General features: G+C 66.2%; 27 protein-coding genes and 1 riboswitch. Of the genes, 16 read left to right on the top strand and 11 right to left on the bottom strand.

The features are described 5' to 3' along the window. The first annotated feature begins 27 nt into the window (after nt 1-27). The gene (locus PV768_RS12725; RefSeq protein ID WP_421093196.1) at nt 28-1,392 is read left to right on the top strand and encodes an FAD-dependent oxidoreductase; all 1,365 of its coding nucleotides are present in this window, start codon (nt 28-30) and stop codon (nt 1,390-1,392) included. Then, nucleotides 1,392-1,907 (top strand): DinB family protein, encoded by a 516-nt coding sequence (locus PV768_RS12720; protein ID WP_421093195.1) that lies wholly within the window; start codon nt 1,392-1,394, stop codon nt 1,905-1,907. Before PV768_RS12725 ends, PV768_RS12720 begins: the two co-directional genes overlap by 1 nt. Before the next feature lie 22 nt (nt 1,908-1,929). Here the strand turns inward: PV768_RS12720 and PV768_RS12715 are convergent, their stop codons facing one another. The 7 genes from PV768_RS12715 to PV768_RS12685 form a co-directional block, all read right to left on the bottom strand. After that, nucleotides 1,930-2,316 (bottom strand): hypothetical protein, encoded by a 387-nt coding sequence (locus PV768_RS12715; protein ID WP_421093245.1) that lies wholly within the window; start codon nt 2,314-2,316, stop codon nt 1,930-1,932. A 205-nt stretch (nt 2,317-2,521) separates the two neighbouring features. Then, entirely contained in the window at nt 2,522-2,947 is a 426-nt protein-coding gene (locus PV768_RS12710; RefSeq protein ID WP_104999308.1) for a heat shock protein transcriptional repressor HspR, read from the bottom strand. A 14-nt stretch (nt 2,948-2,961) separates the two neighbouring features. Beyond that, nucleotides 2,962-3,933: a DnaJ C-terminal domain-containing protein gene (locus PV768_RS12705; protein ID WP_157240524.1), complete on the bottom strand. Its 972-nt coding sequence runs from the start codon at nt 3,931-3,933 to the stop codon at nt 2,962-2,964. A 171-nt stretch (nt 3,934-4,104) separates the two neighbouring features. Next, the gene (locus PV768_RS12700; RefSeq protein ID WP_157240522.1) at nt 4,105-4,785 is read right to left on the bottom strand and encodes a nucleotide exchange factor GrpE; all 681 of its coding nucleotides are present in this window, start codon (nt 4,783-4,785) and stop codon (nt 4,105-4,107) included. Nucleotides 4,786-4,790: 5 nt separating this feature from the next. Next, nucleotides 4,791-6,668: a molecular chaperone DnaK gene (gene dnaK / locus PV768_RS12695; RefSeq protein ID WP_421093194.1), complete on the bottom strand. Its 1,878-nt coding sequence runs from the start codon at nt 6,666-6,668 to the stop codon at nt 4,791-4,793. A 251-nt stretch (nt 6,669-6,919) separates the two neighbouring features. Continuing rightward, nucleotides 6,920-7,195, bottom strand: a complete 276-nt coding sequence (locus PV768_RS12690) for a hypothetical protein (RefSeq protein WP_157240518.1) — start codon at nt 7,193-7,195, stop codon at nt 6,920-6,922. Between the two features lie 144 nt (nt 7,196-7,339). Continuing rightward, entirely contained in the window at nt 7,340-9,547 is a 2,208-nt protein-coding gene (locus PV768_RS12685; RefSeq protein ID WP_421093193.1) for an MMPL family transporter, read from the bottom strand. Nucleotides 9,548-9,745: 198 nt separating this feature from the next. Between PV768_RS12685 and PV768_RS12680 the strand changes: the two genes are divergently transcribed. From PV768_RS12680 to pabB, 7 genes are all read left to right on the top strand, one after another. After that, nucleotides 9,746-10,279 carry a MarR family winged helix-turn-helix transcriptional regulator gene (locus PV768_RS12680; protein WP_421093192.1) on the top strand — a complete coding sequence of 178 codons (534 nt, stop codon included), beginning with the start codon at nt 9,746-9,748 and terminating at the stop codon, nt 10,277-10,279. Nucleotides 10,280-10,350: 71 nt separating this feature from the next. Then, nucleotides 10,351-11,169, top strand: coding sequence for a methyltransferase domain-containing protein (locus tag PV768_RS12675; RefSeq protein WP_157240512.1), 819 nt, complete (start codon nt 10,351-10,353; stop codon nt 11,167-11,169). Nucleotides 11,170-11,216: 47 nt separating this feature from the next. Next, a complete protein-coding gene (locus PV768_RS12670; protein WP_321214658.1) occupies nt 11,217-11,840 on the top strand; it encodes a LysE family transporter in 624 nt (207 codons plus the stop codon). A gap of 128 nt (nt 11,841-11,968) precedes the next feature. Next, nucleotides 11,969-12,505, top strand: a complete 537-nt coding sequence (locus PV768_RS12665) for a low molecular weight protein-tyrosine-phosphatase (RefSeq protein ID WP_321214659.1) — start codon at nt 11,969-11,971, stop codon at nt 12,503-12,505. Nucleotides 12,506-12,617: 112 nt separating this feature from the next. Further along, the gene (locus PV768_RS12660) at nt 12,618-13,694 is read left to right on the top strand and encodes a GTP-binding protein (RefSeq protein WP_157240506.1); all 1,077 of its coding nucleotides are present in this window, start codon (nt 12,618-12,620) and stop codon (nt 13,692-13,694) included. Next, nucleotides 13,691-13,813 carry a type B 50S ribosomal protein L36 gene (gene ykgO, locus PV768_RS12655; protein ID WP_157240505.1) on the top strand — a complete coding sequence of 41 codons (123 nt, stop codon included), beginning with the start codon at nt 13,691-13,693 and terminating at the stop codon, nt 13,811-13,813. The genes PV768_RS12660 and ykgO overlap by 4 nt, the downstream gene beginning before the upstream one ends. A 16-nt stretch (nt 13,814-13,829) precedes the next feature. Then, complete coding sequence (gene pabB / locus PV768_RS12650; RefSeq protein WP_421093191.1) at nt 13,830-15,905, top strand: aminodeoxychorismate synthase component I; 2,076 nt, start codon at nt 13,830-13,832, stop codon at nt 15,903-15,905. 12 nt (nt 15,906-15,917) lie between these two features. Here the strand turns inward: pabB and cls are convergent, their stop codons facing one another. Beyond that, a complete protein-coding gene (cls, locus tag PV768_RS12645; RefSeq protein WP_421093244.1) occupies nt 15,918-17,357 on the bottom strand; it encodes a cardiolipin synthase in 1,440 nt (479 codons plus the stop codon). 131 nt (nt 17,358-17,488) lie between these two features. Between cls and PV768_RS12640 the strand changes: the two genes are divergently transcribed. Together PV768_RS12640 and PV768_RS12635 are read left to right on the top strand one after the other, a co-directional pair. Continuing rightward, nucleotides 17,489-18,418 carry an aminodeoxychorismate lyase gene (locus PV768_RS12640; RefSeq protein ID WP_421093190.1) on the top strand — a complete coding sequence of 310 codons (930 nt, stop codon included), beginning with the start codon at nt 17,489-17,491 and terminating at the stop codon, nt 18,416-18,418. 66 nt (nt 18,419-18,484) lie between these two features. Beyond that, a complete protein-coding gene (locus tag PV768_RS12635) occupies nt 18,485-18,949 on the top strand; it encodes a pyridoxamine 5'-phosphate oxidase family protein (RefSeq protein ID WP_157240499.1) in 465 nt (154 codons plus the stop codon). 27 nt (nt 18,950-18,976) lie between these two features. On the opposite strand, the gene PV768_RS12630 is transcribed toward PV768_RS12635, so the two are convergent. Further along, complete coding sequence (locus tag PV768_RS12630; RefSeq protein WP_421093189.1) at nt 18,977-19,687, bottom strand: TetR/AcrR family transcriptional regulator C-terminal domain-containing protein; 711 nt, start codon at nt 19,685-19,687, stop codon at nt 18,977-18,979. A gap of 265 nt (nt 19,688-19,952) precedes the next feature. Here PV768_RS12630 and PV768_RS12625 point away from each other — a divergent pair, with 265 nt between their 5' ends. Continuing rightward, nucleotides 19,953-20,207: a hypothetical protein gene (locus PV768_RS12625; protein ID WP_157240496.1), complete on the top strand. Its 255-nt coding sequence runs from the start codon at nt 19,953-19,955 to the stop codon at nt 20,205-20,207. A gap of 100 nt (nt 20,208-20,307) precedes the next feature. On the opposite strand, the gene PV768_RS12620 is transcribed toward PV768_RS12625, so the two are convergent. Further along, on the bottom strand, nt 20,308-20,979 hold the full coding sequence (locus PV768_RS12620; RefSeq protein WP_421093188.1) for a Rid family hydrolase: 672 nt from the start codon (nt 20,977-20,979) through the stop codon (nt 20,308-20,310). A 50-nt stretch (nt 20,980-21,029) separates the two neighbouring features. After that, complete coding sequence (locus tag PV768_RS12615; RefSeq protein WP_421093187.1) at nt 21,030-22,634, bottom strand: flavin monoamine oxidase family protein; 1,605 nt, start codon at nt 22,632-22,634, stop codon at nt 21,030-21,032. A gap of 152 nt (nt 22,635-22,786) precedes the next feature. Here PV768_RS12615 and PV768_RS12610 point away from each other — a divergent pair, with 152 nt between their 5' ends. The 4 genes from PV768_RS12610 (at nt 22,787) to PV768_RS12595 (ending at nt 25,515) form a co-directional block, all read left to right on the top strand. Next, nucleotides 22,787-23,377: a GNAT family N-acetyltransferase gene (locus PV768_RS12610; RefSeq protein ID WP_421093186.1), complete on the top strand. Its 591-nt coding sequence runs from the start codon at nt 22,787-22,789 to the stop codon at nt 23,375-23,377. A gap of 116 nt (nt 23,378-23,493) precedes the next feature. After that, nucleotides 23,494-23,608: riboswitch (SAM riboswitch) on the top strand. Between the two features lie 12 nt (nt 23,609-23,620). Beyond that, complete coding sequence (locus PV768_RS12605; RefSeq protein WP_370460552.1) at nt 23,621-23,899, top strand: DUF1737 domain-containing protein; 279 nt, start codon at nt 23,621-23,623, stop codon at nt 23,897-23,899. Next, entirely contained in the window at nt 23,896-24,306 is a 411-nt protein-coding gene (locus PV768_RS12600; RefSeq protein ID WP_157240494.1) for a rhodanese-like domain-containing protein, read from the top strand. The genes PV768_RS12605 and PV768_RS12600 overlap by 4 nt, the downstream gene beginning before the upstream one ends. Then, complete coding sequence (locus PV768_RS12595; protein WP_421093185.1) at nt 24,307-25,515, top strand: O-succinylhomoserine sulfhydrylase; 1,209 nt, start codon at nt 24,307-24,309, stop codon at nt 25,513-25,515. The last annotated feature ends 73 nt before the right edge of the window (nt 25,516-25,588 follow it).

The raw sequence follows: 25,588 nt of genomic DNA, 5'->3' as shown, positions 1-25,588 counted from the left end.
CGCCCACCCAAGAACAAAAGAGGACACATGGATTCGACGACGAACCTGCCGGTTGCCGTAATCGGCGCCGGGCCCGTTGGCCTGGCCGCCGCGGCGCACCTGCTGGAGCGCGGGCTTGAGCCGCTGATCTTTGAGGCAGGCACGACGGCGGGCGCGGCCATTGGTGATTGGCGGCACATCCGGCTGTTCTCGCCGTGGCGGTTCAACCTCGACGCCGCCGCGGTGCGCCTCCTGGAGTCCGCCGGCTGGGAAGCCCCCCGCCCCACCGCGCTGCCCTACGGCGGGGAACTCATCGACAACTACCTCGCACCGCTGGCTGCGACCCCCGCCATCAGCGCCCGCCTCCAGACCGGCGCGCGGGTCACGGCGGTGACCCGCGCCGGCCTGGACAAGACCCACTCCCGGGACCGGGACACCACGCCGTTCACCGTGCGGGTGCAGCACGGGAACGGTGAGACCCGCGACCACACCGTGGCAGCAGTGATCGATGCGTCCGGCACCTGGGGCACCCGGAACCCGCTGGGCACCTCAGGGCTGCCGGCCGTCGGCGAAAACGCGGCAGCTGACAGGATCTCTTCGCCGCTCCCGGACGTTTCCGGCCGGGAGCGGAGCCGCTTCGCGGGACGGCGGGTGCTGGTGGTCGGTGCCGGGCACTCCGCCGCCAACACACTGATCAGCCTCGCCGACCTCGCCCGGCAGGAGCCGGCAACCCGGATCCTGTGGGCGGTCCGTGGCGGGTCCGCAGAGAAGGTTTATGGCGGCGGGGACGCAGACGGCCTGCCGGCGCGCGGGCAACTGGGTTCACGGCTGCGGCGCCTGGTCCAGGCCGGCACCATCGAACTGCACACCCGCTTCGGCATCGCTTCGCTGAAAGCGCTGGACTCCGGCGTAACGGTGCAATCCGTCGACGGCCGAACCCTTGATGCCGATGTCGTCGTCCCCTGCACAGGTTTCCGCCCGGACCTGGCGATGCTGCGCGAGCTCCGGCTTGACCTCGACCCTGCCGTCGAGGCTCCCCGCCAGCTTGGGCCACTCTTCGACCCCGAATTCCACTCGTGCGGGACGGTGCCGCCGCACGGAGCCACGCTCCTCGCCCACCCGGACAAGGACTTCTACGTCGTGGGCATGAAGTCCTATGGCCGGGCCCCAACCTTCCTGCTGGCAACCGGGTACGAGCAGGTCCGCTCCGTCGCCGCCGCGCTGGCCGGCGACCAGGAAGCCTCCGACACCGTCCAGCTGGTACTCCCCGAGACGGGCGTCTGCTCCACGGACGCCGGCACCAGCTGCGAGGTCCCGGCCGCCACCCCGGCGGGTTCCGGAGCGGGCTGCTGCACCGCCCCCGAGCCGGTACTGGTGGGCTTTCCCACCGGGCTTTCGCATGGCAGGCAGTGATGGGTCCATCGAAGGAGGACATCACGGACGGGTATGCCCGTGCGGCCCGCGAGCTCAAGGTCCTGCTGGAAGGGGCAACACCACAAGACCTGCGCCGCGGCAGCAACGGCACCCGATGGACCAATGAGCAGCTGCTCTTCCACATGGTCTTCGGGTACATGGTGGTGCGGGCCCTGATTCCCCTGGTGCACGTTGTCAGCCGCCTGCCCAAGCCGGCCGGCGAGGCGTTCGCGGCGCTGCTCAACGCCGGAACCCGACCGTTCGACGTGGTCAATTACTGGGGCTCGCGGGCGGCTTCGACCGTCTACGACAGGCGGAGAATGGGCCGGAAACTGGACAGGACCCTGGCTGCGCTCTCCCACCGCCTGGAGCGCGAGAGCGAGGCGTCGCTCTCCCGCTCCATGGCGTTTCCGGACAGGTGGGACCCGTTCTTCGCTCCATCGATGACGCTCGCCGAGGTATACCGCTACCCCACGCTGCACTTCGACTTCCATGCCAAGCAACTGAGCCTTTAGCACCCGCGGCAGGAGACGCCTGTTACCCCATCGCCGGGGCGACGGCGGTCCGCCCGGAGAACTGCCGGCGCGCCCAGCGGGCAAGTTTCTTGCCCTTGCCCTTCCACCAGTTGTCCTCGTCCTTGTCGTGGTGCAGGCGGAAAATGATGGCCATCAGCACGAACATTCCCATCACCACATCGATCCAGGACGCCAGCACCAGGGCGATCAGGACAGTCAGCCCGTTGACGATGATGGACGGCACCGCCAGGGTCCGGAAGACAGTGCTTGCCAGGTAGCGCCGGTGGGACCTCGGAACGGACAGCGCGCGCACCATGTCGAAGCAGACGCACACCACCACAATCGTCTGACCGAAGGCGAGCAGCAGTTGGCCCGGAAGCGAGCCGCTGAATGCTGCCACCGCCTCCATCCCCGGGCTCATCGGTGCGCCTCACGGGCAGGGCTGCTAAAAGCGGAACCACACATGGAAAACCCCCAGAAACCTTGGAACCACTGCTGCTGATCCAGCAGTGGTTCCATTGAAGTTTCCGGGGGCTCCGGGGTCACGAGTAGCGAGTACTCTAATTCCGGCCGGTACCGGCGGCGCGGTACTTAGGTCCGGCTTGCGAAAGCAGCTATGTACCGAGGGACCGGGGCCGCCAGAGCACCACAGCCTGCGAGCGGGGGCGCGGGCGCTGGCCCCGTGCCAGGCTCACCACGTCACCGGCCGCGCCGGCCGCGAAGATCCGTGCGTCCAAGGGCTGCCGGCGCCGGCCGAGTTCCTCGGTCAGCTCCGCAATCCGGCCCTGCAGGGCGGCCACCTGGTTCTCGAGTTCCAGGATCCGCTTGATCCCTTCGAGCGAGACGCCTTCCTGGGACAACCGCTGCACTTCACGCAGCATGGTCACGTCCCGCTGTGAGTAGCGGCGGGACTTTCCGGGAGCGCGGCTGGGCGAGACGATACCCAGCCGGTCGTACTGCCGCAGCGTCTGGGGGTGCATGTCCGCAAGCTCAGCCGCCACCGAAATCACGAAAATGGGCTGGTCAGCACTGACGTCCACTGCACACCTCCCTGCTACAACCGGGCCTTGGCGGCCAGGCCCTCACGGACATCGGCTCCCGCCGTGGCCTCGGCAAACGCCTTGACCGCGGTTTCGGCTTCCTTGTTCAGGTTCTTGGGAACGGCGACGTCGATGGTCACCAGCAGGTCGCCGGTTCCCTTGGACGTCTTCACGCCCTTGCCCTTGACCCGCAGGGTGCGGCCCGACGGCGTCCCTGCCGGCACGCGGACCCGCACCTTTTCGCCGTCGATAGTGGGCACCTCGATGTCCGCTCCCAAAGCAGCCTCGGGGAAGGTGACGGGGACGTGGATACGGAGGTTGTCGCCGTCGCGCGTGTAGAAGGCGTGCGGCTGGACCGAGACGGACACCACCAGGTCCCCGTAACCGGCAGCGCCGGGCTGGCCCTTGCCCCGGACGCGGACCTTCTGGCCGTCCTTGATGCCGGCCGGCACCCGGACGTCGATGACTTCACCGCTCGGTTCCCGCAGGCCAATGGTGGTGCCGCGTATGGAGCCGGCGAAGGAAATGCTCGTGGAGGCAGTACGGTCCGCACCCTTCTGGGGCGTCCGCTGGAACCCGGTCTGGCCAAAGCCGCCGCCGAACAGGTCGGCGAACTCCGGCGGAATGCCGCCGGCGGAAGGATTGAAGCCGCCGGCATGCCGGCCCGTGTTGCCAGTGAAGAGGCCGCCGAACATGTCCTCGAAGCCGCCGTTGCCCGCCCCGGCACCGCCAGGCGCAAACCGCGCGCCGCCGCCCATGGCCCGGATGGCGTCGTACTGCTGGCGCTCCTCGGGATCCGAAAGCACCGAGTAAGCCTCGGAGATGTCCTTGAATTTCTTCTCGGAAGCCGTGTTCCCCGCATTGGTATCAGGGTGGTGCTGCCGGGCCAGCTTCCGATAAGCCTTCTTGATATCGGCGTCGGAAGCGTCCTTGGCGACACCAAGGATCTTGTAAAAGTCCTTGTCCACCCAATCCTGGCTAGCCAATGGCGTTTCCTTTCAAAGTCTTCTAACTAACAGCTCTCCGCCCCTGTACCGCTGCGAGCTTTGTGGTTACCTCACCTTAGGCGAGATGACCGCCGGCGCGGAGGCCAAAATAGGGGGCGGCGGTGTGGAGGGCACCGCCCCCTATCCGGCGTAGCGCCGAAGTACCCCCGACTAAGCCGGAACTGCGACGATGACCTGCGCTGCGCGGAGGACGCGTTCGCCTGACTTGTAGCCGGAGCGGAGCACCTGGCTGACGGTGTCAACCTCGATGTCCTCGCCGGGCTGCTGGATCAGGGCCTCGTGGATCGTGGGATCGAACTCCACGCCGGTCTCGTCGATCCGGACCAGGCCGTACGTCTTCAGCGCGTTCTCCAGCTTGGCGGCGATCGCGGCGAACGGACCGTCAACGAGGTCGCCGTGCTGGCGGGCTGCGTCGACGTCGTCCAGGACCGGCAGCAGGGAGTTCAGGACGCCGATGACGGCCATTTCCCCTGCCACCGCGCGGTCGCGTTCAACGCGCTTGCGGTAGTTGACGTACTCGGCCTGCAGGCGGAGGAGGTCGTTCCTCAGCTCGGCGGCCTCTGCGGTTGTCCCTGCCGAACCAGCGCCCTGGGCCACGGACTCCGCAGCCGGCACCTCCACACCGTTCAGGATCTCCTCAGCCTGGGCGAGCGCATCGCCGTCGGAATCCTTGGCAGCGGCGGCGTGGCCGCCCTCGGGATGGCGGGCCTGCCCGGTCACCGGGTCAACCTTGCGGTTGTCCCGGATGACCGGCTCATGGCTGTCGCCCCGCTGGTCCGTGTTCTCCTGGCCTGCGGAAGTGTGCTCTTCCTCGTTACCGTGATGGGGCATGGCTGCTACTTCTTCGCTTCGTCTTCGTCGATGATCTCGGCGTCGACAATGTCCTCATCGGAAGCAGAGCCTGCCTTGGCCCCTCCGGAAGCGCCTTCAGCACCGGCAGCACCGGTGGCGCCGTCCGGGGAACCGGACTGGGCGTAGATGGCCTCGCCCAGCTTGCCCTGGGAAGCCTGTAGCTTCTCGAAGGCGGCCTTCACGGCAGCGTCGTCGGTACCTTCGAGTGCCTTCTTGAGGCTGTCGACGTCGGCCTGGACCTCGGTCTTGACCTCTTCAGGCAACTTGTCGGCGTTGTCCGCGATGAGCTTGTCCACGGAGTAGGCGAGCTGCTCGGCAGTGTTGCGGGTGTCGGTTGCCTCGCGGCGGGCCTTGTCCTCGGCTGCGTGCTCCTCGGCGTCACGGACCATGCGGTCGATGTCTTCCTTGGAGAGCGCGGTGCCGCCGGTGATGGTCATGGACTGTTCCTTGCCGGTGCCCTTGTCCTTCGCGGAGACGTGGACAATACCGTTGGCGTCGATGTCGAAGGTGACCTCGATCTGCGGGATGCCACGCGGGGCCGGGGCGATGCCGGTCAGCTCGAACGTGCCCAGCGGCTTGTTGTCGCGGGTGAATTCGCGCTCACCCTGGAAGACCTGGATGGCCACCGACGGCTGGTTGTCGTCAGCGGTGGTGAAGGTCTCGGACCGCTTGGTGGGAATGGCGGTGTTGCGCTCGATCAGGTGCGTCATCACGCCACCCTTGGTTTCGATGCCGAGGGACAGCGGGGTGACATCGATCAGCAGGACGTCCTTGCGCTCACCCTTCAGGACACCTGCCTGGAGGGCTGCGCCAACGGCCACAACCTCGTCCGGGTTCACGCCCTTGTTCGGCTCCTTGCCGCCGGCGAGTTCCTTGACGAGCTCGTACACGGCGGGCATACGGGTGGAACCGCCCACCAGGACGATGTGGTCGATGTCGGAGAGCTTGATGCCGGCTTCCTTGATGACATCGTGGAACGGCTTCTTGGTGCGCTCCAGCAGGTCCTTGGTGAGGTCCTGGAACTTGGCGCGGGTCAGCTGCTCGTCCAGGTGGACCGGGCCGTCGGGGGTTACGGACAGGTACTGGAGGGAGACGTTGGTGCTGGTGGAGGAGGAGAGCTCCTTCTTGGCCTGCTCAGCTGCTTCACGGAGGCGCTGCAGGGCGATCTTGTCCTTGGACAGGTCGATGCCCTTGACCTTGAGCTGGTTCAGCAGGTAGTCAACAACGCGCTGGTCCCAGTCGTCGCCGCCGAGGCGGTTGTCACCGGCCGTGGCGCGGACCTGGATGGTGGAGAAGTTGTCCTCGTCCTTGCCGACTTCCAGCAGGGAGACGTCGAAGGTACCGCCGCCGAGGTCGAAGACCAGGATGAGTTCGTCTTCCTTGCCCTTGTCCAGGCCGTAGGCCAGTGCCGCGGCGGTGGGCTCGTTGACGATGCGCAGCACGTTCATGCCCGCGATTTCGCCGGCTTCCTTGGTTGCCTGGCGCTCGGCGTCGTTGAAGTACGCCGGGACGGTGATCACAGCGTCGGTGACCTTTTCACCCAGGTAGGACTCGGCGTCGTTCTTCAGCTTCATGAGGATACGCGCGGAAATTTCCTGCGGGGTGTACTTCTTGTCATCGATGGACTTGGTCCAGTCGGTGCCCATGTGGCGCTTGACCGAGGCGATGGTGCGCTCGATGTTGTTGACGGCCTGGCGCTTGGCGATCTCGCCCACCAGGACCTCGCCGGACTTGGAGAACGCAACGACGGACGGCGTGGTGCGGCCACCCTCGGCGTTGGCAATGACGGTGGGCTCGCCACCTTCGAGAACGGAGACGACGGAGTTGGTGGTTCCGAGGTCAATACCTACTGCACGTGACATGAGTTGCTTCCTTCTTTCCTTGGAAACTGGTTGGCGCCCACTGATTGAGCGTTCTGCACTCAACTTTACTCAGCGCACAGATGATGTCAATACGAAGTTGAGCGTACTACACTCAACTTGTGATCTGGGGCGGTCCGCACATGCCGCGACTCCCGCGCAATGGCGCGGTTCCCGGGTTTTAAACGCGGACGACGGCGGTTCCCCGTTTCGCTGCTGGAGAACCTGCCGCCGCGCTGCTTCTTGCTGCCGTGTTACCTGTCGCCGTCCGGGCGGCGCTCCTCGGCAGTGGTATTCACCTGTTCGTCGGTGAGCTCCTCACCGATCACATCCGCTTCACGGGCCCGGCCGGCCGTACCTGCGGCGCCGTAATCGCCGTCCTCATATTCGCCGTCTTCACGGTTCGCGGCGACGTCCCCCACAGTGCCGGCATCGCCGTAGTCGCCGTCCACATACTGTCCGCCTTCGCCTTCCAGTCCCGGCGCTGTACTGCCCTTGCGGGGCTGCTCATCGGCGTGATGTTCCGTCATGATGACTTCTCTCCCTTGAGGTTCCGCGTCCATACGGGCGCATTTGCAGTCTATCGAGCGGGTCTTTTAGCCAACAGGGCCGCGGCGCACCGGCCTTCAGGGGGCACGTGCAATCCGGGGCACGGCACTGGCCGGGTCCGGGGTTTAGCGGTGGCCTGCACCCTCCACCACGCGCTCGGGGCTGCCGCCGGTTTCCCGCTGGATGGCCGCATCCAGCTCCGGCCGCCCCAGCTTGCCCGGCCACCAGATGCGGGGCCCGATGTCGTAGGCGAGCGCCGGAACCAGCAGCGACCGGACCAGGACGGTGTCCAGCAGCACCCCGAAGGCCACGATGAAGGCCAGCTGCACCAGGAACATGATCGGAATGACGCCCAGCGCGGCGAACGTGGCCGCAAGAACCACGCCGGCGGAGGTGATGACGCCGCCGGTGACGCCCAGCCCGCGAAGGATGCCGGGCCGGGTGCCGTGCTTGAGGGACTCCTCGCGGACCCTGCTCATCAGGAAGATGTTGTAGTCCACGCCCAGGGCAACCAGGAACACAAAACCGAACAGCGGGACTGTGGCATCCGCCCCCGGGAAGCCCAGGATGTTGTTGAAAACAAACGCGGAGACGCCCATGGCCGCGGCGTAGGACAGCACCACCGAGAGCACCAGCAGCAGCGGCGCCAGGATGGAGCGGAGCAGCAGCATCAGGATGAAGAGGATCACCACCAGGACAACCGGGATGATGATCACCAGGTCCCGCTGTGCGGTGGTGTTGGTATCCAGCGCCGTCGCGGTTACGCCGCCCACCAGCGCTTCCGGGTCCACTGACTTGACGTCGGCGCGCAGCGCCTTGACCGCTTCCTCGGCTTCAAGGGAGTCCGCGGCGGAGTTGAGGGTGGCGTTGATGAGCACCTTCCCGTCGCGGACGTCAGGTGCGCCGGGAGCGCCGGGGGCTCCGGTGATGGGCACGGAACCCCGGGCAAGGAGATAAGCCTCGCCCACGCCGTCGGCCGCTTTCACGGTGTCCAGTACTTCCTGTGCCTTGCCTTGGTCCGCAACCACGACGGCGGGGCTGCCGCTGCCGGCGTCGAAATGCCGCGCCAAGGCATCCTGGCCGTCAACGGCGTTGGATGCGGTGAGGATGACGTCGGTTTGTGGAACGCCATTGGCCTTGAGCTGCAGGACGCCGGCCGAGGCAACCAGCAGCAGCAGGACGGACGCGATCCACACCACGCGGGGCCGCCGGGAAACCAGGGACCCAGTGGCACGCCACAGGCCCTTATGGCCTTCCAGCCCGGTGACCAGCTCGGGTTCGCGCTGGTCCGCGGGGAGCAGCTTGGGACGGAAGGGCCAGAAGGCAGCCCGGCCCAGCAGTGCCATCAGGGCCGGGAGCAGCGTCAGCGCGGCAAACAGTGAACAGAGGATGCCGGCCGCTGCCACGGGACCCAGCGCCTTGTTGGAGTTGAGGTCGGAGAAGAGCAGGCACAGCAGGGCGATGATCACCGTTGCGCCGGAGGCCAGGATGGGCTCGAAGGACGCTTTCCACGCCGTCAGGACCGCGGCGGTTCGGTTGGTGGTGTGGGTCAGGGCTTCGCGGAACCGCGCCACGTACAGCAGGGCATAATCCGTGGCGGCGCCGATGACCAGGATGGACAGGATGCCCTGGCTCTGGCCGTTCAGCTGGATCCATCCGGCCTTTGCCATGCCGAACACCAGCAGGATGGCCGCACACAGCGCGAAGACGGACGTCAGGAGCACCATGACGGGCAGCAGGAGGGAGCGGTACACCACCAGCAGGATCACGAACACTGCGGCCAGGGCCACCAGCAGGAGGATTCCGTCGATCCCGGCGAAGGCGGCAGTGAGGTCCGCCGCAAGCCCGGCCGGGCCGGTCACGAAGGTCCGCATGCCCTCCGGGGCCGCGCCGGCAACGGTGTCCCGCAACTCCTGCACGGCTTCCTTGACCTCGGCCGAGGAATCGATCGGCGCGATGAACTGGACGGCTTTGCCGTCTTCGGAGGGGATGGGTCCAATGACCGCGCTGCCGAGTTGCAGTTCCTCGAGCTCCGCCCGCAGTCCCGCAACCTCCCCCAGCTGGGCCGGCGTGAAGGCCTCACTGCTTTCGATCACGATGACTCCCGGAACCTCATCCGAGTCACGGAACTTGGCCTGCCAGTCCTGCGCCTCGGTTGCTTCTGCACCTGCCGGAAGGAAGGAGGCCTGGTCGTTGGAGGAGACCTCTTCGAGCCGCCCGAATGTTGGCCCTCCGAGGCCCGCCAGCGCCAGCCAGGTCAGCACCAGGATGACGGGAAGCAGCCAGCGCAACCAGAACGGGACACGTTCCGAACCTTTGGATGTGGTTCTCATTTTTTGCCTTCCAGGGGTGGGACGCGGGTAGGATTGATTCCATACTAGAGTATCTCCATCATAGAGATAAGTGCCTGGCTAACTTTTCTTGCCCCGGCCGGTACCTCCATGCCGGCCGGGCTGGCGTAATATCCGTCAGGACGGCCAACGGCCAAGCACCGGTGGCGTGCACTGGTGCCCCGAATTCAGGAGGTGGACATGGCAGGCAATACCGGCCCGGCCTTGCAGGGGCCTCCTTCCGGTCCGCCCGCGGGGCCGCACCCGCTGGTCCTGCTCCTGCAGGAGTTCACACTGGAGGCCAACCGGTATGTGGATACAGCAGGCGGGCGGAAGGACATGCACCGCACGGACCTCAATGCCCTGGCCGCGATCATGCGCCACACGGCGAAGGGAAACGTGGTCACGCCCGGGCTCCTGCGCAAGGAACTGCACCTGAGCTCCCCCGCGACAACCGCCCTGATCGACCGGCTGGACCATTCGGGGCACGTGACCCGCGAGCGGCACGGCTCGGACCGCCGGCAGGTCCAGCTGAAGATGACCCCCAAGGCCTACCAGGACGGCGGCGCCATCTTCGCCCCGCTGGCGCGCCACATGGGAACTGCCATGGCCGATTTCACTCCGGCGGAACTGGAGACTGTCAGCAGATTCATGGCCGCCATGGTGGAAGCCACGGTGGCTGCGCGGGAAGATTCGTCCGCAGGCCAGCCGGACACAGCCACCCCACCCAACTAGGTAGCGCTAAGTGTCGTTTTGAGGGGCCAAAACGACACTTAGCGCTACCTAGTTGGGGGTAGCGTTTGGTTATGAGCGCGCAGCAGCCTGAAGACGACGTTTATACGCACGGCCACCACGAATCGGTGGTCCGCGCCCATGCCGCCAGGACAGCCCAGAATTCGGCAGCGTTCGTCCTGCCGCACCTCACGCCGGGCTGCAACGTGCTCGACGTCGGCTGCGGCCCGGGCACCATCACATGCGACTTTGCCGTTCTGGTGGCTCCGGGAAAGGTGACTGGCCTGGACCGGTCACCGGACATCATCGCCCAGGCCAAGGCCCTCGCCATGGAGCGGGAGGTGCCGAACGTCGAGTTCGTGGCCGGCAATATCTACGACCTGGACTTCGAGGACGAGACGTTCGACGTCGTCCATGCCCACCAGGTCCTTCAGCACCTCACGGACCCTGTGGAGGCCCTGCGTGAGATGCGGCGGGTGGCCAAGCCCGGCGGGATCGTTGCCGTGCGCGACGCCGACTTCCACGGCATGAGCTGGTACCCCGCCATTCCGGAGCTTGACGAATGGATGGAGCTGTACCAGCGCATCGCCCGCAGGAACGGGGCCGAACCCGACGCCGGGCGGCGGCTTGTCAGCTGGGCGCAGGCTGCAGGCTTCACCGACGTCGCGCCCTCCAGCAGCAACTGGCTCTATGCCACCGGCCAGCAGCGCCGGTGGCAGGCCCGCGTCTGGGGCGAACGCGTGCTGCACTCGGCCTTCGCGGAGCAGGCACTGGAGTATGGCTTCGCCAACCCGGCGGACCTGGCAAGGATTTCCGCGGGCTGGCACCGCTGGGGATCCACCGACGACGGCTGGTTCCTGATCCCCAATGGCGAGGTGATCGCCCGGGCGTAGGGCCCGCCCATCCGCCACGCCGCGGCGGGCACACGTAGGATTGACTGGTGCAATTCTCCCTTTGGCTCGCGCTGGCGGGCGCCGGCGTCCTGATCAGCTTCACCCCCGGCGCCGGAGCCATCAACACCATGAGCAACTCGCTGAATGCCGGGTTCCGGCGCTCCATGTGGGGAATCCTTGGCCAGCAGGCGGCACTGGTGATCCACGTGGTGATCGTTGCCCTCGGCGTGGGGGTGCTCGTTGCCAGCTCGCCCATCGCCTTCAACGTGATCCGCTATTCGGGCGCCGCCTACCTGGTGTATCTGGGCATCCGGCAGTTCCTCAGCAAGCCGGACCTTGGGCAGGAGAAGATTGCCGGCCTTCGGAACGAGCCCGCCTGGTCCATCTTCCGGCGCGGATTCTGGGTAAATCTCCTGAACCCAAAGGCCATCATCTTCTTCCTCGCCTTCATGCCCCAGTTCATCCGGCCGGAGCAGCCCCTCCTGGCGCAGTACGCAGTACTGACGGCAACCATCGTTGCCATTGACATCCTGGTGATGTGGTTCTTCTTCGCCGCCGCGGCCAGGTCCTTTGAGCGTTTCACCCACAGCGCCCGCGGCCAACTTGTCCTCAACCGGGCCTTCGGGGTGCTGTTTGTGGCCGTGGGCATCCTGCTGGCCTTCCTCCACTGACGACGCAGCGCGCTCCGGCCGCCCCACGGAAGAGCATGTGACCGAAAGTCCAGAATCTTTACAAACCAGTCAAGCATTGTGAATCACGCGCTAGCCAACAGGGGCAAATAGCGCGCATGCTTAGCATCATGAACTCACCGTCGAGCCCATACCGCGTGATCGCCGTCTGCACCGGGAACATCTGCCGGTCCCCCATGGCCGAGCTGATGCTCGCCGCGGCGCTGGAACACACAGGGCTGGGCGGTTTGGTTACGGTGGACTCCGCGGGCACAACGGGATACGAGGCCGGACGGCCCATCGACCCGAGGGCGGCCAGGCGGCTGGCAGCGGCACAACTTACCTCCAGCCGGCACATTGCCCGCCAGTGGCAGCCGGAATGGTTCCGCGAACGGGACCTGATCCTGGCACTGGACATCGACCACCACGCCTGGTTGAGCGAGTCCGCCCCGGACCAGGAGTCCCGGGACAAGATCCGGATGCTGCGCAGCTTCGACCCGCAACTGGCAGAAAAAGACCTTCTCGACCAGGGAATCGAAGACCCCTGGTACGGCGGCCACGCCGATTTCGACACCGTCTGGCATCAGGTACACGCCGCACTTCCCGGACTGCTGGATTACATCAAAGTGGCCGCGGTCCGGAACGCCGAGCTCCAGCGCCAGGCTTAGGCAAGCAGCGGAACAGGACAGCCAGGCGGAGCGAAGGCACGACGGCAGCAGGCGGCCGTCAAGGCTGGCCTTCCATTTGTAGTTGAGAACGATTCTCAACTACATTGATGGCATGAACCTCACCGTCATCAGTTCCCTTGATGCACTCTGCCGGCAGCAGGCGTGCGAAGACCTTGCGGCAGCCCATCCGGGCAGCCTGGTGGTCCTTCATGACCTCATGGAGGACGGACTCGTGGTCCGGCGAATATTCAGTGGCCGGATCCTCCTGGAACGCGAGGAGACAATGCTGGAACACGGTTGCCTCAGCTGCGCCGTCCGGCTGGACCTTGTCCCGAGCATCGACCGGCTGCTCGAAAACACGAAGGGGGCCATCATCATTGGCCTGCCGCCTGCCGTCCCTGCATCAGCCGCGGTGTCCGCACTGCGGCGCGGCCTCACCCGCGCAGCACCTGTGGGTACGGTAATCCTCGCGTGTTCCCCGGATGCCCTGGAGGACCACATCTGGGATTCCCACACCTTGTTTGAATCCGGCTTCACTCCCGCACCGGAAGACGAGCGGACGCCGGGCGAATTCCTGGTGGGCGAACTCGCCTTCGCGGACACCGTGTTGCTCACCGAGCCGGACATTGTGCCGCCCGACCCGCCGGGCCGCGAGCGCGGGCTGCACCTGCTCCGTGAACTCGCTCCGCACGCGGAGGTGGCCCGTGATGCGGCAGCAGTCAGGCAGGGACTGCACCGCTACGCCGACGCGGTGGCCAGGACAGCACCCGGAAACGCCCAACCGCCCGGTCCCCCGGCCCGCAGCATGGAGTCGCCGTTTGCCACAGTGTTCCACCGCATCGAGCGGCCGCTGCACCCCGGACGGTTCCGGGACGCACTGGCAACCCTGGCAGAAGGATGCTGCCTCCTGCGCGGCCAGCTGTGGATAGCGTCCGCACCGGCCTGCCGGATAGCGATCCAGGGCATCGGCCCCCGCGTGTGGCTGGAGAACCTCGGTGCCTGGCCGGAGGGCCACGCCGCACCCGGGGCGGGAAGCCAGCCGGCCGGCCACGGCGCCCCGGCCGCCTCCGTCATAGCAGCGACGGGCGAGGACCTTGATGCCGCGGAACTCGGGAACCTGCTGATGTCCTGCCAGCTCACCGATGAAGAACTGGCATTGCACCACCACCAAACAAGGAGCACAGCATGAAGGTACGGAATTCACTCCGCGCACTGAAAAAGATCCCCGGCGCGCAGGTTGTCCGGCGGCGCGGGAGGACCTTCGTCATCAACAGGAAGAACCCCCGGATGAAAGCGCGGCAGGGATGACGGTACGCTCTAATTCATGAGCCCAGCCCCCGTCATCATTGCCATCGACGGGCGCTCGGGCGCTGGAAAGACCACCCTCGCAGTTGAACTGGCGGCGCGGCTGCGGGCCCACCACAGGGTGTCGCTGTTCCACCTCGAGGACATTTATCCCGGCTGGAACGGCCTCATGGTCGGCATTGACCGCTACGTCGCCACGGTTCTGGAGCCCCTGAGCCGTGGCGACGCCGCCACCTGGACCAGCTGGGACTGGCAGAACCATTACGACGGCGACTCCCGGGTCACGCTGCCGGCCGAGATTGTCATCGTTGAGGGAGTGGGCGCCGCCGCGGCCGCGGCCCGGCGCCTGCTCAGCGCCGTCATCTGGGCGGACTCACCGGAGGAGGTCCGCCGCACCCGGGCGCTGGACCGCGACGGCGGCACCTACGAACCCTACTGGGACCAGTGGGCTGCGCAGGAGGAGGAATGGCTGCGCACCGACGACGTGCCGCAGCACGCCGACGTCCGGGTACTGAACCGCGCCGTCGGATCCGCCCCGGCGGACGTCCTGCAGCTCCTGCCGTATCTCCCCGCCCTGGCCCCGGCGCTGTCCCCCGAGCTTTCGGCGCGCCGTGGCCTCAGCATCCGCACCGAACAGCTGGACACCAGGCCGGATCCAGCAGCGCTGTTCAATTCCCTCTACGGCACCTCGGCCAACGCCGTCTGGCTCGACTCATCGAATGCGAGCCAGGCCGGTGACCAGGCAGGGTCCGAAGCCGCAGGGCGGAGCCGCTTCAGCATCATGGCGGACGACGCCGGCACACACGGCCAGTCCATGACGCACCGTTCCGGACAAAGCGAGCTAAGGGCAGGCTGCGCCACCGCCACGGTGGCGCGCCCCTTCTTCCGCTGGCTGGACACCGTCTGGGGCAACCCGGCAGTCAGCACCCCCTACGGCTACCCCGGTGAGTTCACCCTTGGCTGGCTGGGATGCCTGGGCTACGAACTCAAGCGGGAAACCGGCGGATCCGATCATTCCGCGCCCACGCCTGATGCTTCGCTGATCTTCGCAGGCAGGGCGGTTGTCCTGGACCATGCGGAAGGCACGGCCTGGCTCCTGGCTCTCGACGCCCCGGATGCCGACGAGTGGCTGGAAGGCGCGCGCGCCGCGGTCGAGGCAGCGTCCGGCCCCGCCGCGCAGGCGGCCGTGGCAGCCCGGGCCGGCGGCAGCAACGGCGTCGTACTTCCGGAAGCGCCCACATTCCAAAGCCGTGATACAGCCAAGCAGTACCGGGAGAAGATCGCTGCCGCCCAGCACGAAATCGCCGAGGGAAACACCTACGAGGTCTGCCTGACCACCACCCTGTCAGCGAAAGTTCCGGCGGCCACGCTGGACCCGTGGCAGGCATACCTGGCCCTGCGCCGGAGGAATCCGGCCCCTTTCGCCAGCTACCTGATGTTCGGCGGACTCACGGTGGCCAGCACCTCGCCTGAGCGGTTCCTGAAGATCGCCTCCGACGGCGGCATGCGCGCCGAGCCCATCAAGGGCACCCGCCGCCGGGCTGCCGACCCGCAGGAGGACGCGCAGCTTCGCACGGACCTGGCGTCGTCGCTGAAGGACCGCGCCGAGAACATCATGATCGTGGACCTGCTGCGTAACGACCTGAGCCATTTCGCGGTCCCGGGCTCCGTCACGGTCAGCAGGCTCTGCGCCATCGAGAGCTACGCCACGGTGCACCAGATGGTGAGCACGATCGATGCGCAGCTGCAGCGGGGATCCTCCCGGGCCGAAGCCGTGGCCGCCTGCTTCCCGGCGGGCTCGATGACCGGCGCCCCCAAGATCAGCACCATGGCCATCCTGGACCGGCTCGAAGGTGGCGGGCGCGGGCTCTACTCCGGCGCCATCGGCTACTTCTCGCTGAACGGCGCCACGGACCTCGCCGTCGCCATCCGGACCCTGGTGATCGACGCCGCCGGCGACGGAACGGCGGAACTGACGCTCGGCGTCGGGGGCGCCATCACCGCCGACTCGGTCCCGGAGGACGAATACGAGGAAATCCGCACCAAGGCGTTCGGCGTCCTCTCCACCCTGGGAGCGGACTTCCCGGACGCCTGACCCCCGGAGTTTTTACTGGACGGTGGCGGTCAGCCTCGCCACGTTGTCCACGTAGCGGGCCGCCAGGGGCCGGTTGATCCAGTCCGCCAGTTTCAGCTCGTGGGAGATGTCCCGGTAGGTGTCCTCCACCGCACGCATCTTGGTGACGATGTCCTCGCCCAGCAGCATCACGGACACCTCAAGGTTCAGGGAGAAGGAACGCATGTCCATGTTGCTGGAGCCCAGCACCGCCACCTCGTCGTCGATGGTGAAGTGCTTGGCGTGGAGCACGAACGGGGCCTTGTACAGGTAGATCCGGACGCCGGCTTCCAGCAGGGCCTCGTAATAGGACCGCTGGGCGTGGTGGACCAGGAACTGGTCGCCCTTCTCGGAGACGAACAGCTCCACGTCCACACCGCGCTGGGCAGCGGTGGTGATGGCGTAGAGCAGGGAATCATCCGGGACGAAGTACGGGCTGCAGATCGATATCCGGTGCTGGGCGGAGTAGATGAGCGTGTTGAAAAGCCGCAAGTTGTTCTCGGTGATGAACCCCGGGCCGCTCGGCACCACCTGCGCCGTCACGTTCCCGGGGTGCGGGTTGGACGGGATCTGCAGCTGGTGCTCCAGGGATTCGTCGGTTTCGCTGAGCCAGTCGGTGGCAAAGACGACATTCAATGTGGTCACAATGGGCCCGTGCAGGCGCGCCATGAGCTCCACCCATTCGCGGCCCGCCTTGCGGTGCCGGGGGTTGTTGTAGGAGGGCTCGATCAGGTTCTGCGAGCCGGTGAAGGCAACCTCGCCGTCGATCACCATGATTTTGCGGTGATTCCGCAGGTCAGGCCTGCGCCACTGGCCGTGGATGGGCAGGAGCGGAAGCATGCGCTTCCACTGGATCTTGCCCGCGCGGAGCCGCTTCAGGAGCTTCCGGTAGCCCTGGACCCGCAGGGTCCCGATGTGGTCGAACAGCACGCGGACTTCGACGCCGCGCTCGGCGGCCTCCTCCAGCGCGGTGAGGAGGTCGTCGGTGATGTGGTCCGTGCTCATGATGTAGAACTCGGCGTTGATAAACTCTTTCGCCTTGCGCACGGCCTCCGTCATCTGCAGGATCGAGTCCGGATAGCCGGGAATCAGGTCAACGGAGTTGCCGTCCACCATGGGCAGGGACCCGAGCCGGCGGTTCAGTTCCGCGGCGGACTTCACCCATTCCGGTCCGGGGTAGTCGCTTTCGACGTCGGAAAGCGAGGAGATCCCGGCCCGCACGCGTTCGTTGACCCGCTGCTGCTGCGCCCGCCGGCGGCTGGACAGCTTGAAGTTGCCGAACAGCAGGAACAGCAGGATGCCCACGAACGGCACAAAGAAAATGCCCAGCAGCCACGCCATCGCCGTGGTGGGACGCCTGTTGCCCGGAATGATGCCCACAGCCAGCACCCTGATCAGGAGGTCGGCGACGCCCAGCAGCACCACCACCCACATTGGCGCGGTGCCGGCAAGCGAGAATGGCCACAACACGAAATAAACCCCCGGAGGATGGGCTCCCGGCGGACCGTTTCCAGCCAGGGCACTCTGCCCAGCTTATCCGTGCGGCGCCGCACTAAGCTGGAGCCATGACCTCTCCAGCTTCCGTGGTTCTCGTTTTCCTCGACCCCGCGTTCCCGGACGGCCGGCTCGCCGATGCCTCCAAGCCCCAGCTCCTGGTCACGGACCAGGGCGCCACCCGCGGGGACGGGATCTTCGAAACCATGCTGGCTGTAGGCGGCAACGTGCGGAAGGTCCAGGCCCACCTTGACCGCCTGGCCCGCTCCGCGGACGCCCTTGACCTGGTTATCCCGCCGGAGGACGAGTGGCGCAGGGCCATCGGGACTGCACTGAGCGAGTACCGGTCCGAGTATCCGCCTGCCTCCGCCGCCGAGGACGAACTCGTGGTCAAACTGGTGGTGACCCGCGGTGTGGAGGGCGCCACCGCGCCCACCGCCTGGGTCCAGGTGTCCCCCACGGGGGCGTTGGCGCGCCGCCAGCGGGAGACGGGAATCGACGTCATCCTCCTTGACCGGGGCTACGACAGCGACGCCGCCGAGCGCGCCCCCTGGCTGCTGCTCGGCGCGAAGACGCTGTCCTACGCCGTCAACATGGCCGCTTTGCGCCATGCCCATAAACAGGGCGCGGACGACGTCATCTTCATCTCCTCCGACGGCCGGGTACTGGAAGGGCCCACCTCCACCGTGCTGCTGGCCCACGCAGGAACGTCCGACGACGGCACTTCCGTCAAGCGCCTCATCACGCCCCAGCTGGACAGCGGCATCCTGCCGGGCACGTCGCAGGGCGCGCTGTTCACCGCGGCGAAGGCTGCGGGCTGGGAACTGGGCTACGGCCCGCTTGAGCCGCAGGACCTGCTGGATGCCGACGCGGTGTGGCTGATCTCCAGCGTCCGTTTGCTGGCGCCGGTCAACCGGATCGACGGCAAGGAAATCGGCACGCCCTCCGTCCAGAAGGAGCTGACCGCCGAACTGAACGAGTTGTTCGCGGGCATCCAGTAAACGGTCCTGTGATTCCGGCCTTTGCGCTCTAGGTTCGGCGGGGGCAGTGGCCGTAAGGTTTGGTTCATGGACTCGCAGACGCAGCCGAATGACAACCTGACCTTTGACGAATGCTGGGAACTCCTGGCCAATGACACTGTCGGCCGCCTTGCACTGGTGGTTGACGGCCACCCCGAGATCTTTCCAATCAACTACGTGGTGCACCGCCGCAGCATCGCGTTCCGTACGGCCGGCGTCACCAAGCTGTGGAGTGCCCTGACAGAGAGGCCTGCCGCCCTGGAGATCGACGGCTACGATCCCCATACCGAAGAGGCCTGGAGCGTGGTGCTGCGCGGCGATACGGCGATCATCGAGGACCAGGCGGACAAGGACGCCGTGGACAGCCTGGGGCTGGAGCCATGGCAGCCGGGAGAAAAGGCAAACTACATCCGGCTGACAGCCCGTGCTTTGACCGGCCGCCGTTTCAAGGTGAACCGGCCGGACGTCTGGGCCACGCGCCAGCAGGACAAGCGGCGGGCCTCTTTCGAATAACTCGGCCGGAATGCCTGTCCGGGCAGGCTAGCCGGTTGGCCCTGCGTCCTGAAGGGACAGTTGGGCTTCAAGGCCGGAGAGCAGGATGCTTAGCCCCTGGTCAAGTTCCGCGGATCCTTCGTAGTCCGCCAGGGCGGGGGCCAGCGCACGCAGCCGCGGGAACTCCTTGGCAGGCAACCGGTGCAGTCCCAGCCGCAGCAGCACTTCGTTTTCCTCCGGGTCCACAACGAATTCCTGCAGCTCGTTCAGGATGTGGCCGTAGAGGAAGCCGTAGTAGGCGCGGTAGACGTGGAGGGCGTCCGACGGGCTGAACCCTGCCCCAATCAGCAGGGACAGGATCTGCTCGAGGGGACGCAGCGTGCCCAGCGGCCGCAGCCCCAGCGGGGTGGAGAGCGGCCTGGTCACGAGCAGCGGCACCACATTGGGGTGCTGGAGCGCAAGGCTCCGAAGGTCGTGTGCGATGCGGCGCAGCTGGGCTTTCCAATCGGGATCGTCGGGGTGGATGGTGAGTTCGTTAAGCACCAGTTCGGTGACGCCGTCCAGCAGCGCGGCGCGGTTCTCCGCATAGCGGTAGAGGCTCATCGGATCCCGGCCCAGTTCCTGGCCAAGGCGGCGCATGGTCAGCGCCTCCAAGCCTTCCGCGTCAACAACTTCGAGCGCCTTGGTCAGCACCAGCTCCCGGCTCAGCTTTTGCTTTTGGGCCGGCCCGGTGGGGGACTGGACTTTCGGGGAAGCCATGATTTCCGTCCTGGAAGGCGGCAAGCCCTTTACCCGGATAGGTAATCCATTCGCTTGCCGAATCCGTTGTCTACGAGTAAAGTCTACATTGTAGATGCGGCAGTGACACCGCCCTGTAGCCCTTGATTTCAACTAGTAGCCCCCGGTTTCAACTAGTTCTTGATTTCCGCGGGCTTCATCAACACTCCATGCCCCGTGCACGGCATTGAGGTTCGCTGCTGTAGCCGAACGGCGGCACCACCGCACTTAGCGAAGGGAAGCCGTCATGGCGCATTCGCAGTTCGATCTCTTTCTAAAAGAAGCCACCTACATTGACCAGGCCTCGGACGCCACCCTCGACCGTGACCGCCTTTACGGCCTGTACACCAGCTGGTGCTTCATCAACCAGCAGAAGCCCGGTTTGGAGTCCAATTTCTGGATAGCCATGAATTGCCGCATCAGGCACGGCCGCAAGGGGCTACGCATGAAAGGCCCCGCCGCTGCCGACTACATCCTGGCAAGCTACCCGGGCCTCGTCTAAGCAACGGCATCAAAACGAATACGGCGTGGACCACGTGCCTGGGGCACAGGGTCCACGCCGTTCCATTTGAGTGCGGATTATCCGGGGCCCGCCGAACTCCTTACCTGCCGCCCGAGGCGGGGTAGGCTGCATCCACTTCCACCTCCACCAGCCAGCCGCTGACCGGCAAGTTCTCGATCTCAAGCGCGAAGCGGGAAGGCCTGGCGGGGTTCGCCACAAACGGCTCCGCCGGCGCGGCCGAGCCCAGCGGCACCTTCACGGCCGCCCCGTCCGCGAGGCTGGTGTTCGCAAAGTACTGCCGGTATGCCCGGTTCCAGCCGTCGAAGTCGGCCTTTTCCGCGCCGGCGGGATTCTGGAGGAAAACGCGCATGGTGATGACGTCGTCGTAATCCAGTCCTGCCTGGGCAAGGTTCTCGCCGATCCTGCGGAGGGCGTTGATGCCCTGCGCCTCCGTGATGGTGACACCGGGCGGGAGGACACCGCCCGGGAACACCGCCGTATCCACGAAGCGCTGCTCGCTGCCCGCAGGCGCGGCCGGATTGAGCGCCGATGGCCCCAGTCCGCTGGTCTTATAGATGGCAGTGTTCGCGCCGATGGCCACGCCGCCGGCGATCATGGGATTGTCCTGGCCGGCTGGAAGGTTTGACACTGTGGTGCCCGGCTTCGGAGCGGCAAGTTCCTGGAAGACCGCGGGAGCCGCGAAGGCGGCGGTTGCGGTGAGGCTGATGCCGGCGATGCCGGCGGCGATAAGGGAAACACGGCGACGGATCATGGGCTTCTTTCGCGGGTCGACTGAAGTGCTGGCGGGTGTGCCGGCGGGGATCATCCGGCCACCATGGCGGCCGCCCGGCTGTGCAGAGCGGTGACGGCGGCGCGGGCGGAGGTCATGGCACCGTGCTGCCAGGCGATGGCATGGCTGAGGTGGTCCCCGGCGAAGTAGATGTTGCCGGAAGGCTCCAGCAGCTTGGCGTACTTCGCGTCATTCTGCGACGGCCAGCCCACCCAGGCGCCTTCCGAGAATGCCGTGCTCCCCCAGTCAACAGAGAACGACGCCGCCACGTCCTTGCGGTACACGTCGCCATGGATTTTCGCGCCCTGGTCCAGGGCGCGGCTGAGGCGCTTCTCCGGGCTGAGTTCCTTGTAGATGCGTGCGCTGGCGCCGGTGTTGTAGTAACCCACCATGGTGCCGCGCTGTCCGTGGAAGCCGGTGGACGGGTACCACATGTTGCCGAGGTCGATGTTGGTGTTGGTGATGCCGCCGTAGATCCGGTGGTCCTCCTCCCACCAGCGACGGGAGTATTCGATGCCGATCTTGCCGGCGTCGCTGGGGGTGGCGAATTTGAGGGCATCGAGCACGTCGGCGGGGAGGTTGCCGGGGATCTTTGCGGCGATGTGCGGGGGCAGGGTGCACACGGCGAAGTCCGCCTCGATGCGCTTGGCCTCACCGCCAGCGTTGCTGTATTCAACAGCCGCGCCTGCGGCGGTGTTGCTCATGGACAGGACCTTGGCACCGTAGACGAATTTGTCCTTGCCGATGGCTGCCTCAAACGCGTATGGGATGCGGTCCATGCCGCCCACGGGCTGGAACATCATCATGGCCTGGTCCCAGCCGAATTCGAAGGAGAAGTAGTTTCCCACGCCGCTGGCGAAAACGTCGGACAGGGCATCCGGAGCCAGGGGCACGCCGGCCTCCAGGCCGGCACCCGGGGCCACCGAGTATCCCTTGCGGCCGGTGCCGGCGTACTTGAAGCTCGCCGCGGCATCCCCAGGGACCTTGTTGCCAATGGCGCCGAAGCTCTTCAGGAAGGAGATCAGGTTCTCCTTGTCCGCTGCGCTCATGTAGCTGTCCAGGGCACCCTGGTCCGTGGCCTTGGCGAGCAGTTCGGAGACGTACCCGTAAACATCGGCCTTTGCTGCCCGGTGGCGGATGGGAGTATTGGAGAGCTTGCCGCTGCCCTCCCGGAAGAGGTATCCGTCAGCGTTCTGGTTGGTGAAGGGCTCGATCGCCACTCCGAGTTCCTTGCAGTAGTCCAGCGTGATGTGGTGCTGTGGAATGCGGCCCGGGCCGGCGTTCATGTACTGATCCCTCGAAAAAGCGGCGCGCTGGGTGACTCCCCGGAGATCCGCCTCCTCTGTCCCGCCCCGCACTGTCCAGTTGCGTCCGCCCGGGCGCATCCGCGCCTCAAGGATGGTGACTTTATAGCCGGCCTTACCCAGTTCGTAGGCAGTGGTCAGGCCCGCGATTCCGCCGCCAAGGATCACCACGCTCTTGCCCTTGCCCAGCAGGTCGTCAGCACGGGGTGCGGCGAACGCAGGAGCCGCGGCGTCCGGGGCCAGTCCCATGGCTGCCATGGTCTGGTACATCACCCCGGCTCCCCCCACCATTCCCACGTAGCGGAGGAAGTTCCTGCGAGTAGCATCTGTCATGTTGTTCCCTTTCACCGGAGTGTTACAGGGTGAGCCTAGGGATGAAATGTTTCGTCAAATGCTGTGACAGTGTCTGTCCTGTAGCGTTCAGATTTCCGTAAAGTAAACGCTCTTCCGGCACACGCAGCACCAACCTGAAAGGCCTTTTGCCAGTGAGTGGAAGCAGCGGTTACCTGCGCGAAGGGGTTCTCATCCGGCTGCTCGAGGACGCTGACGCCGATGGCCTGGCCACGGCGTACCAGCTGAATCGCGGACATCTGGCACCGTGGGAGCCAGAAAGGAATGACGCCTTCTTCACGCAGGAGCAGCAGGCGGAAATTATCCGTGCCAAGCGCGGACAGCACCTGTTGGGATCCGAGGTCCCATGGGTCCTGGTGGAGGAGGCCGACGGCGGTGCAGGCCTAGAAGGTGCGCGCACCAGAGGCGGGCGCCTTGTCGGGACAGTCACCCTGACGGGAATCGTCCGCGGCCCCTTCCTCAGTGCGAACCTTGGCTACTGGGTGGATGGCGGGCTTACCGGACAAGGCGTCGGCACGGCCGCTGTCCTCTTTGCAGCCAAGTACGCGCGGACAGCCCTTGGCCTGCACCGTATCCAGGCGGCGACCCTGCTCCACAACACGGCATCCCGCCGGATCCTGCAGCGGGCAGGGTTCCGGGAGATCGGCGTGGCACCGGAGTACCTGAAAATAGCGGGGCAGTGGCAGGACCACCTGCTGCATCAACTGATCCTGCCGCTCCCGTAAGTAGCCCAGCCAGGCCCTGCACCCTCCGCCGGCGGCACGGCAGGACAGTACTTCAGTTACGCAACATGACGACGACGGCGGTGCGGCCGCGGGCGGCAAGTGTTACGTTTTTGGGGAGTAATGAGTACCGGCGCCAAGCCCTGACTGGCCGGTCGGCAACCCTCCTTTCGCGGCGGGGTGCCTCAGGTGAACACTCGGCATATCGACCCATTCGAGCTGCAAGCGTGAGAGAAGGAGATCGTCGTGTCTGACGCACCTGCCCCTGAAGAGAAACTGTCATACCGCCTCATCAGCGGGCCGGATGACCGCGCCTTTTGCGAGCGGATCTCCGCCGCGCTGGCGGAAGGCTATGTCCTCCACGGCAGCCCGGCGGCAACCTTCAACGGCAGCAGCGTGATCGTGGCGCAGGCGGTAGTCCTGCCGGCAGCCATCGCTTCCGCGGACGCTGCCGTGGCAGATGCCGTTGACGACCTCGAGTCCGCCGGTGATGACCTTGACTTCGGCGGCGAGGGCCACGCATGAGCTACGCCGGAGACCTGACCCCGCAGGAGGCCTGGGAAAAGCTCGAGCAGGGCGCCATCCTGGTGGATGTGCGCACGGAGGGCGAATGGGCCCACATCGGCATTCCCGACACCAAGGCCACCGAGAACGATCCGCTGTTCATCCAGTGGACCTTCCCGGGCGGAATCCCCAACCCCGACTTCATCACCGACCTTAGCCAACAGGCGCCCGAGGACAAGTCGACCGAACTGGTGTTCCTGTGCCGTTCCGGCCAGCGTTCCATCGCGGCCGCTATCGCCGCCACGCAGGCCGGCTTCACCTCCTACAACGTCCTGGAAGGCTTTGAGGGTGAACCGGACCGTTATGGAGAACGTACCGTCAACGGCTGGAAGAACCGCGGCCTGCCGACCAACCTGGGAAAGAACTAAGTGACCTTCAACGAAGACGCCACCGGCTGGAGCCCCGACACCCAGGCCGTCCGCGGCGGGCTGGACCGCACCAACTTCCAGGAGACCAGCGAAGCTGTCTTCCTGAACTCCGGTTTCGTGTACGAATCCGCCGCCGCTGCGGAGCGGGCCTTTACGGGCGAGGACGAACGCTTTGTCTACTCGCGCTACGGCAACCCTTCCGTGGCCACGTTCCAGGAACGGCTCCGCCTGCTTGAGGGGACCGAGGCGTGCTTCGCGACGGCGTCCGGCATGTCCGCGGTGTTCACCGCCCTGGGTGCGCTGCTGGCGGCCGGGGACCGGGTGGTTGCCGCCCGCTCACTCTTCGGCTCGTGCTTTGTGATCCTGAACGAAATCCTGCCGCGCTGGGGCGTGGAGACCGTCTTCGTGGACGGCCCTGACCTGGAGCAGTGGCGTGAAGCGCTCTCCGAGCCCACCACCGCCGTCTTCTTCGAATCGCCGTCCAATCCCATGCAGGAGATCGTGGACATTGCTGCGGTGAGCGACCTGGCGCACGCTGCCGGGGCGACCGTTGTCGTCGACAACGTTTTTGCCACCCCCCTGCTGCAGCGGTGCGGGCAGTTCGGCGCCGACGTGATTGTCTACTCGGGCACCAAGCACATCGACGGCCAGGGCCGGGTGCTTGGTGGCGCCATCCTGGGTACCAAGGAGTTCATTGACGGGCCGGTGAAGCAGCTGATGCGCCACACCGGACCAGCACTGTCCGCGTTCAACGCCTGGGTCCTGACCAAGGGCCTCGAGACCATGGCGCTGCGCGTCAACCACTCCTCGGCGTCAGCCCTGCGCCTCGCGGAATGGCTGGAGGAACAGCCTGCCGTCAGCTGGGTGAAGTACCCGCTCCTGAAATCGCACCCGCAGTACGAGCTGGCCGTAAAGCAGATGAGCGCCGGCGGCACTGTCCTCACCTTGGAACTCGCCCCCTCCGGCGGCCGCTCGGGCAAGGACGCGGCGTTTGCGCTGCTGGACGGCCTGCGGATCATCGACATCTCCAACAACCTTGGCGATGCCAAGTCGCTCATCACCCACCCGGCCACCACCACGCACCGCGCGATGGGACCCGAGGGCCGGGCCGCCATTGGGCTGAGCGACGGCGTGGTGCGGCTTTCGGTGGGGCTGGAGGACGTGGACGACCTGATTGGCGACCTGGAGCAGGCACTTAAGCAGATCTAGCTGTACTAACCCGGTTGGTTGGTGACACGGCTGGCCGGTGAGGCGCCTTTGAGTGCGGTGTGGGGCCTGCGCT

Origin of the sequence: Pseudarthrobacter sp. CC4 (assembly GCF_048957775.1) — a bacterium.
Taxonomy (GTDB): Bacteria; Actinomycetota; Actinomycetes; order Actinomycetales; family Micrococcaceae; genus Arthrobacter.
This window is presented reverse-complemented; position numbering and strand designations above follow the sequence as displayed.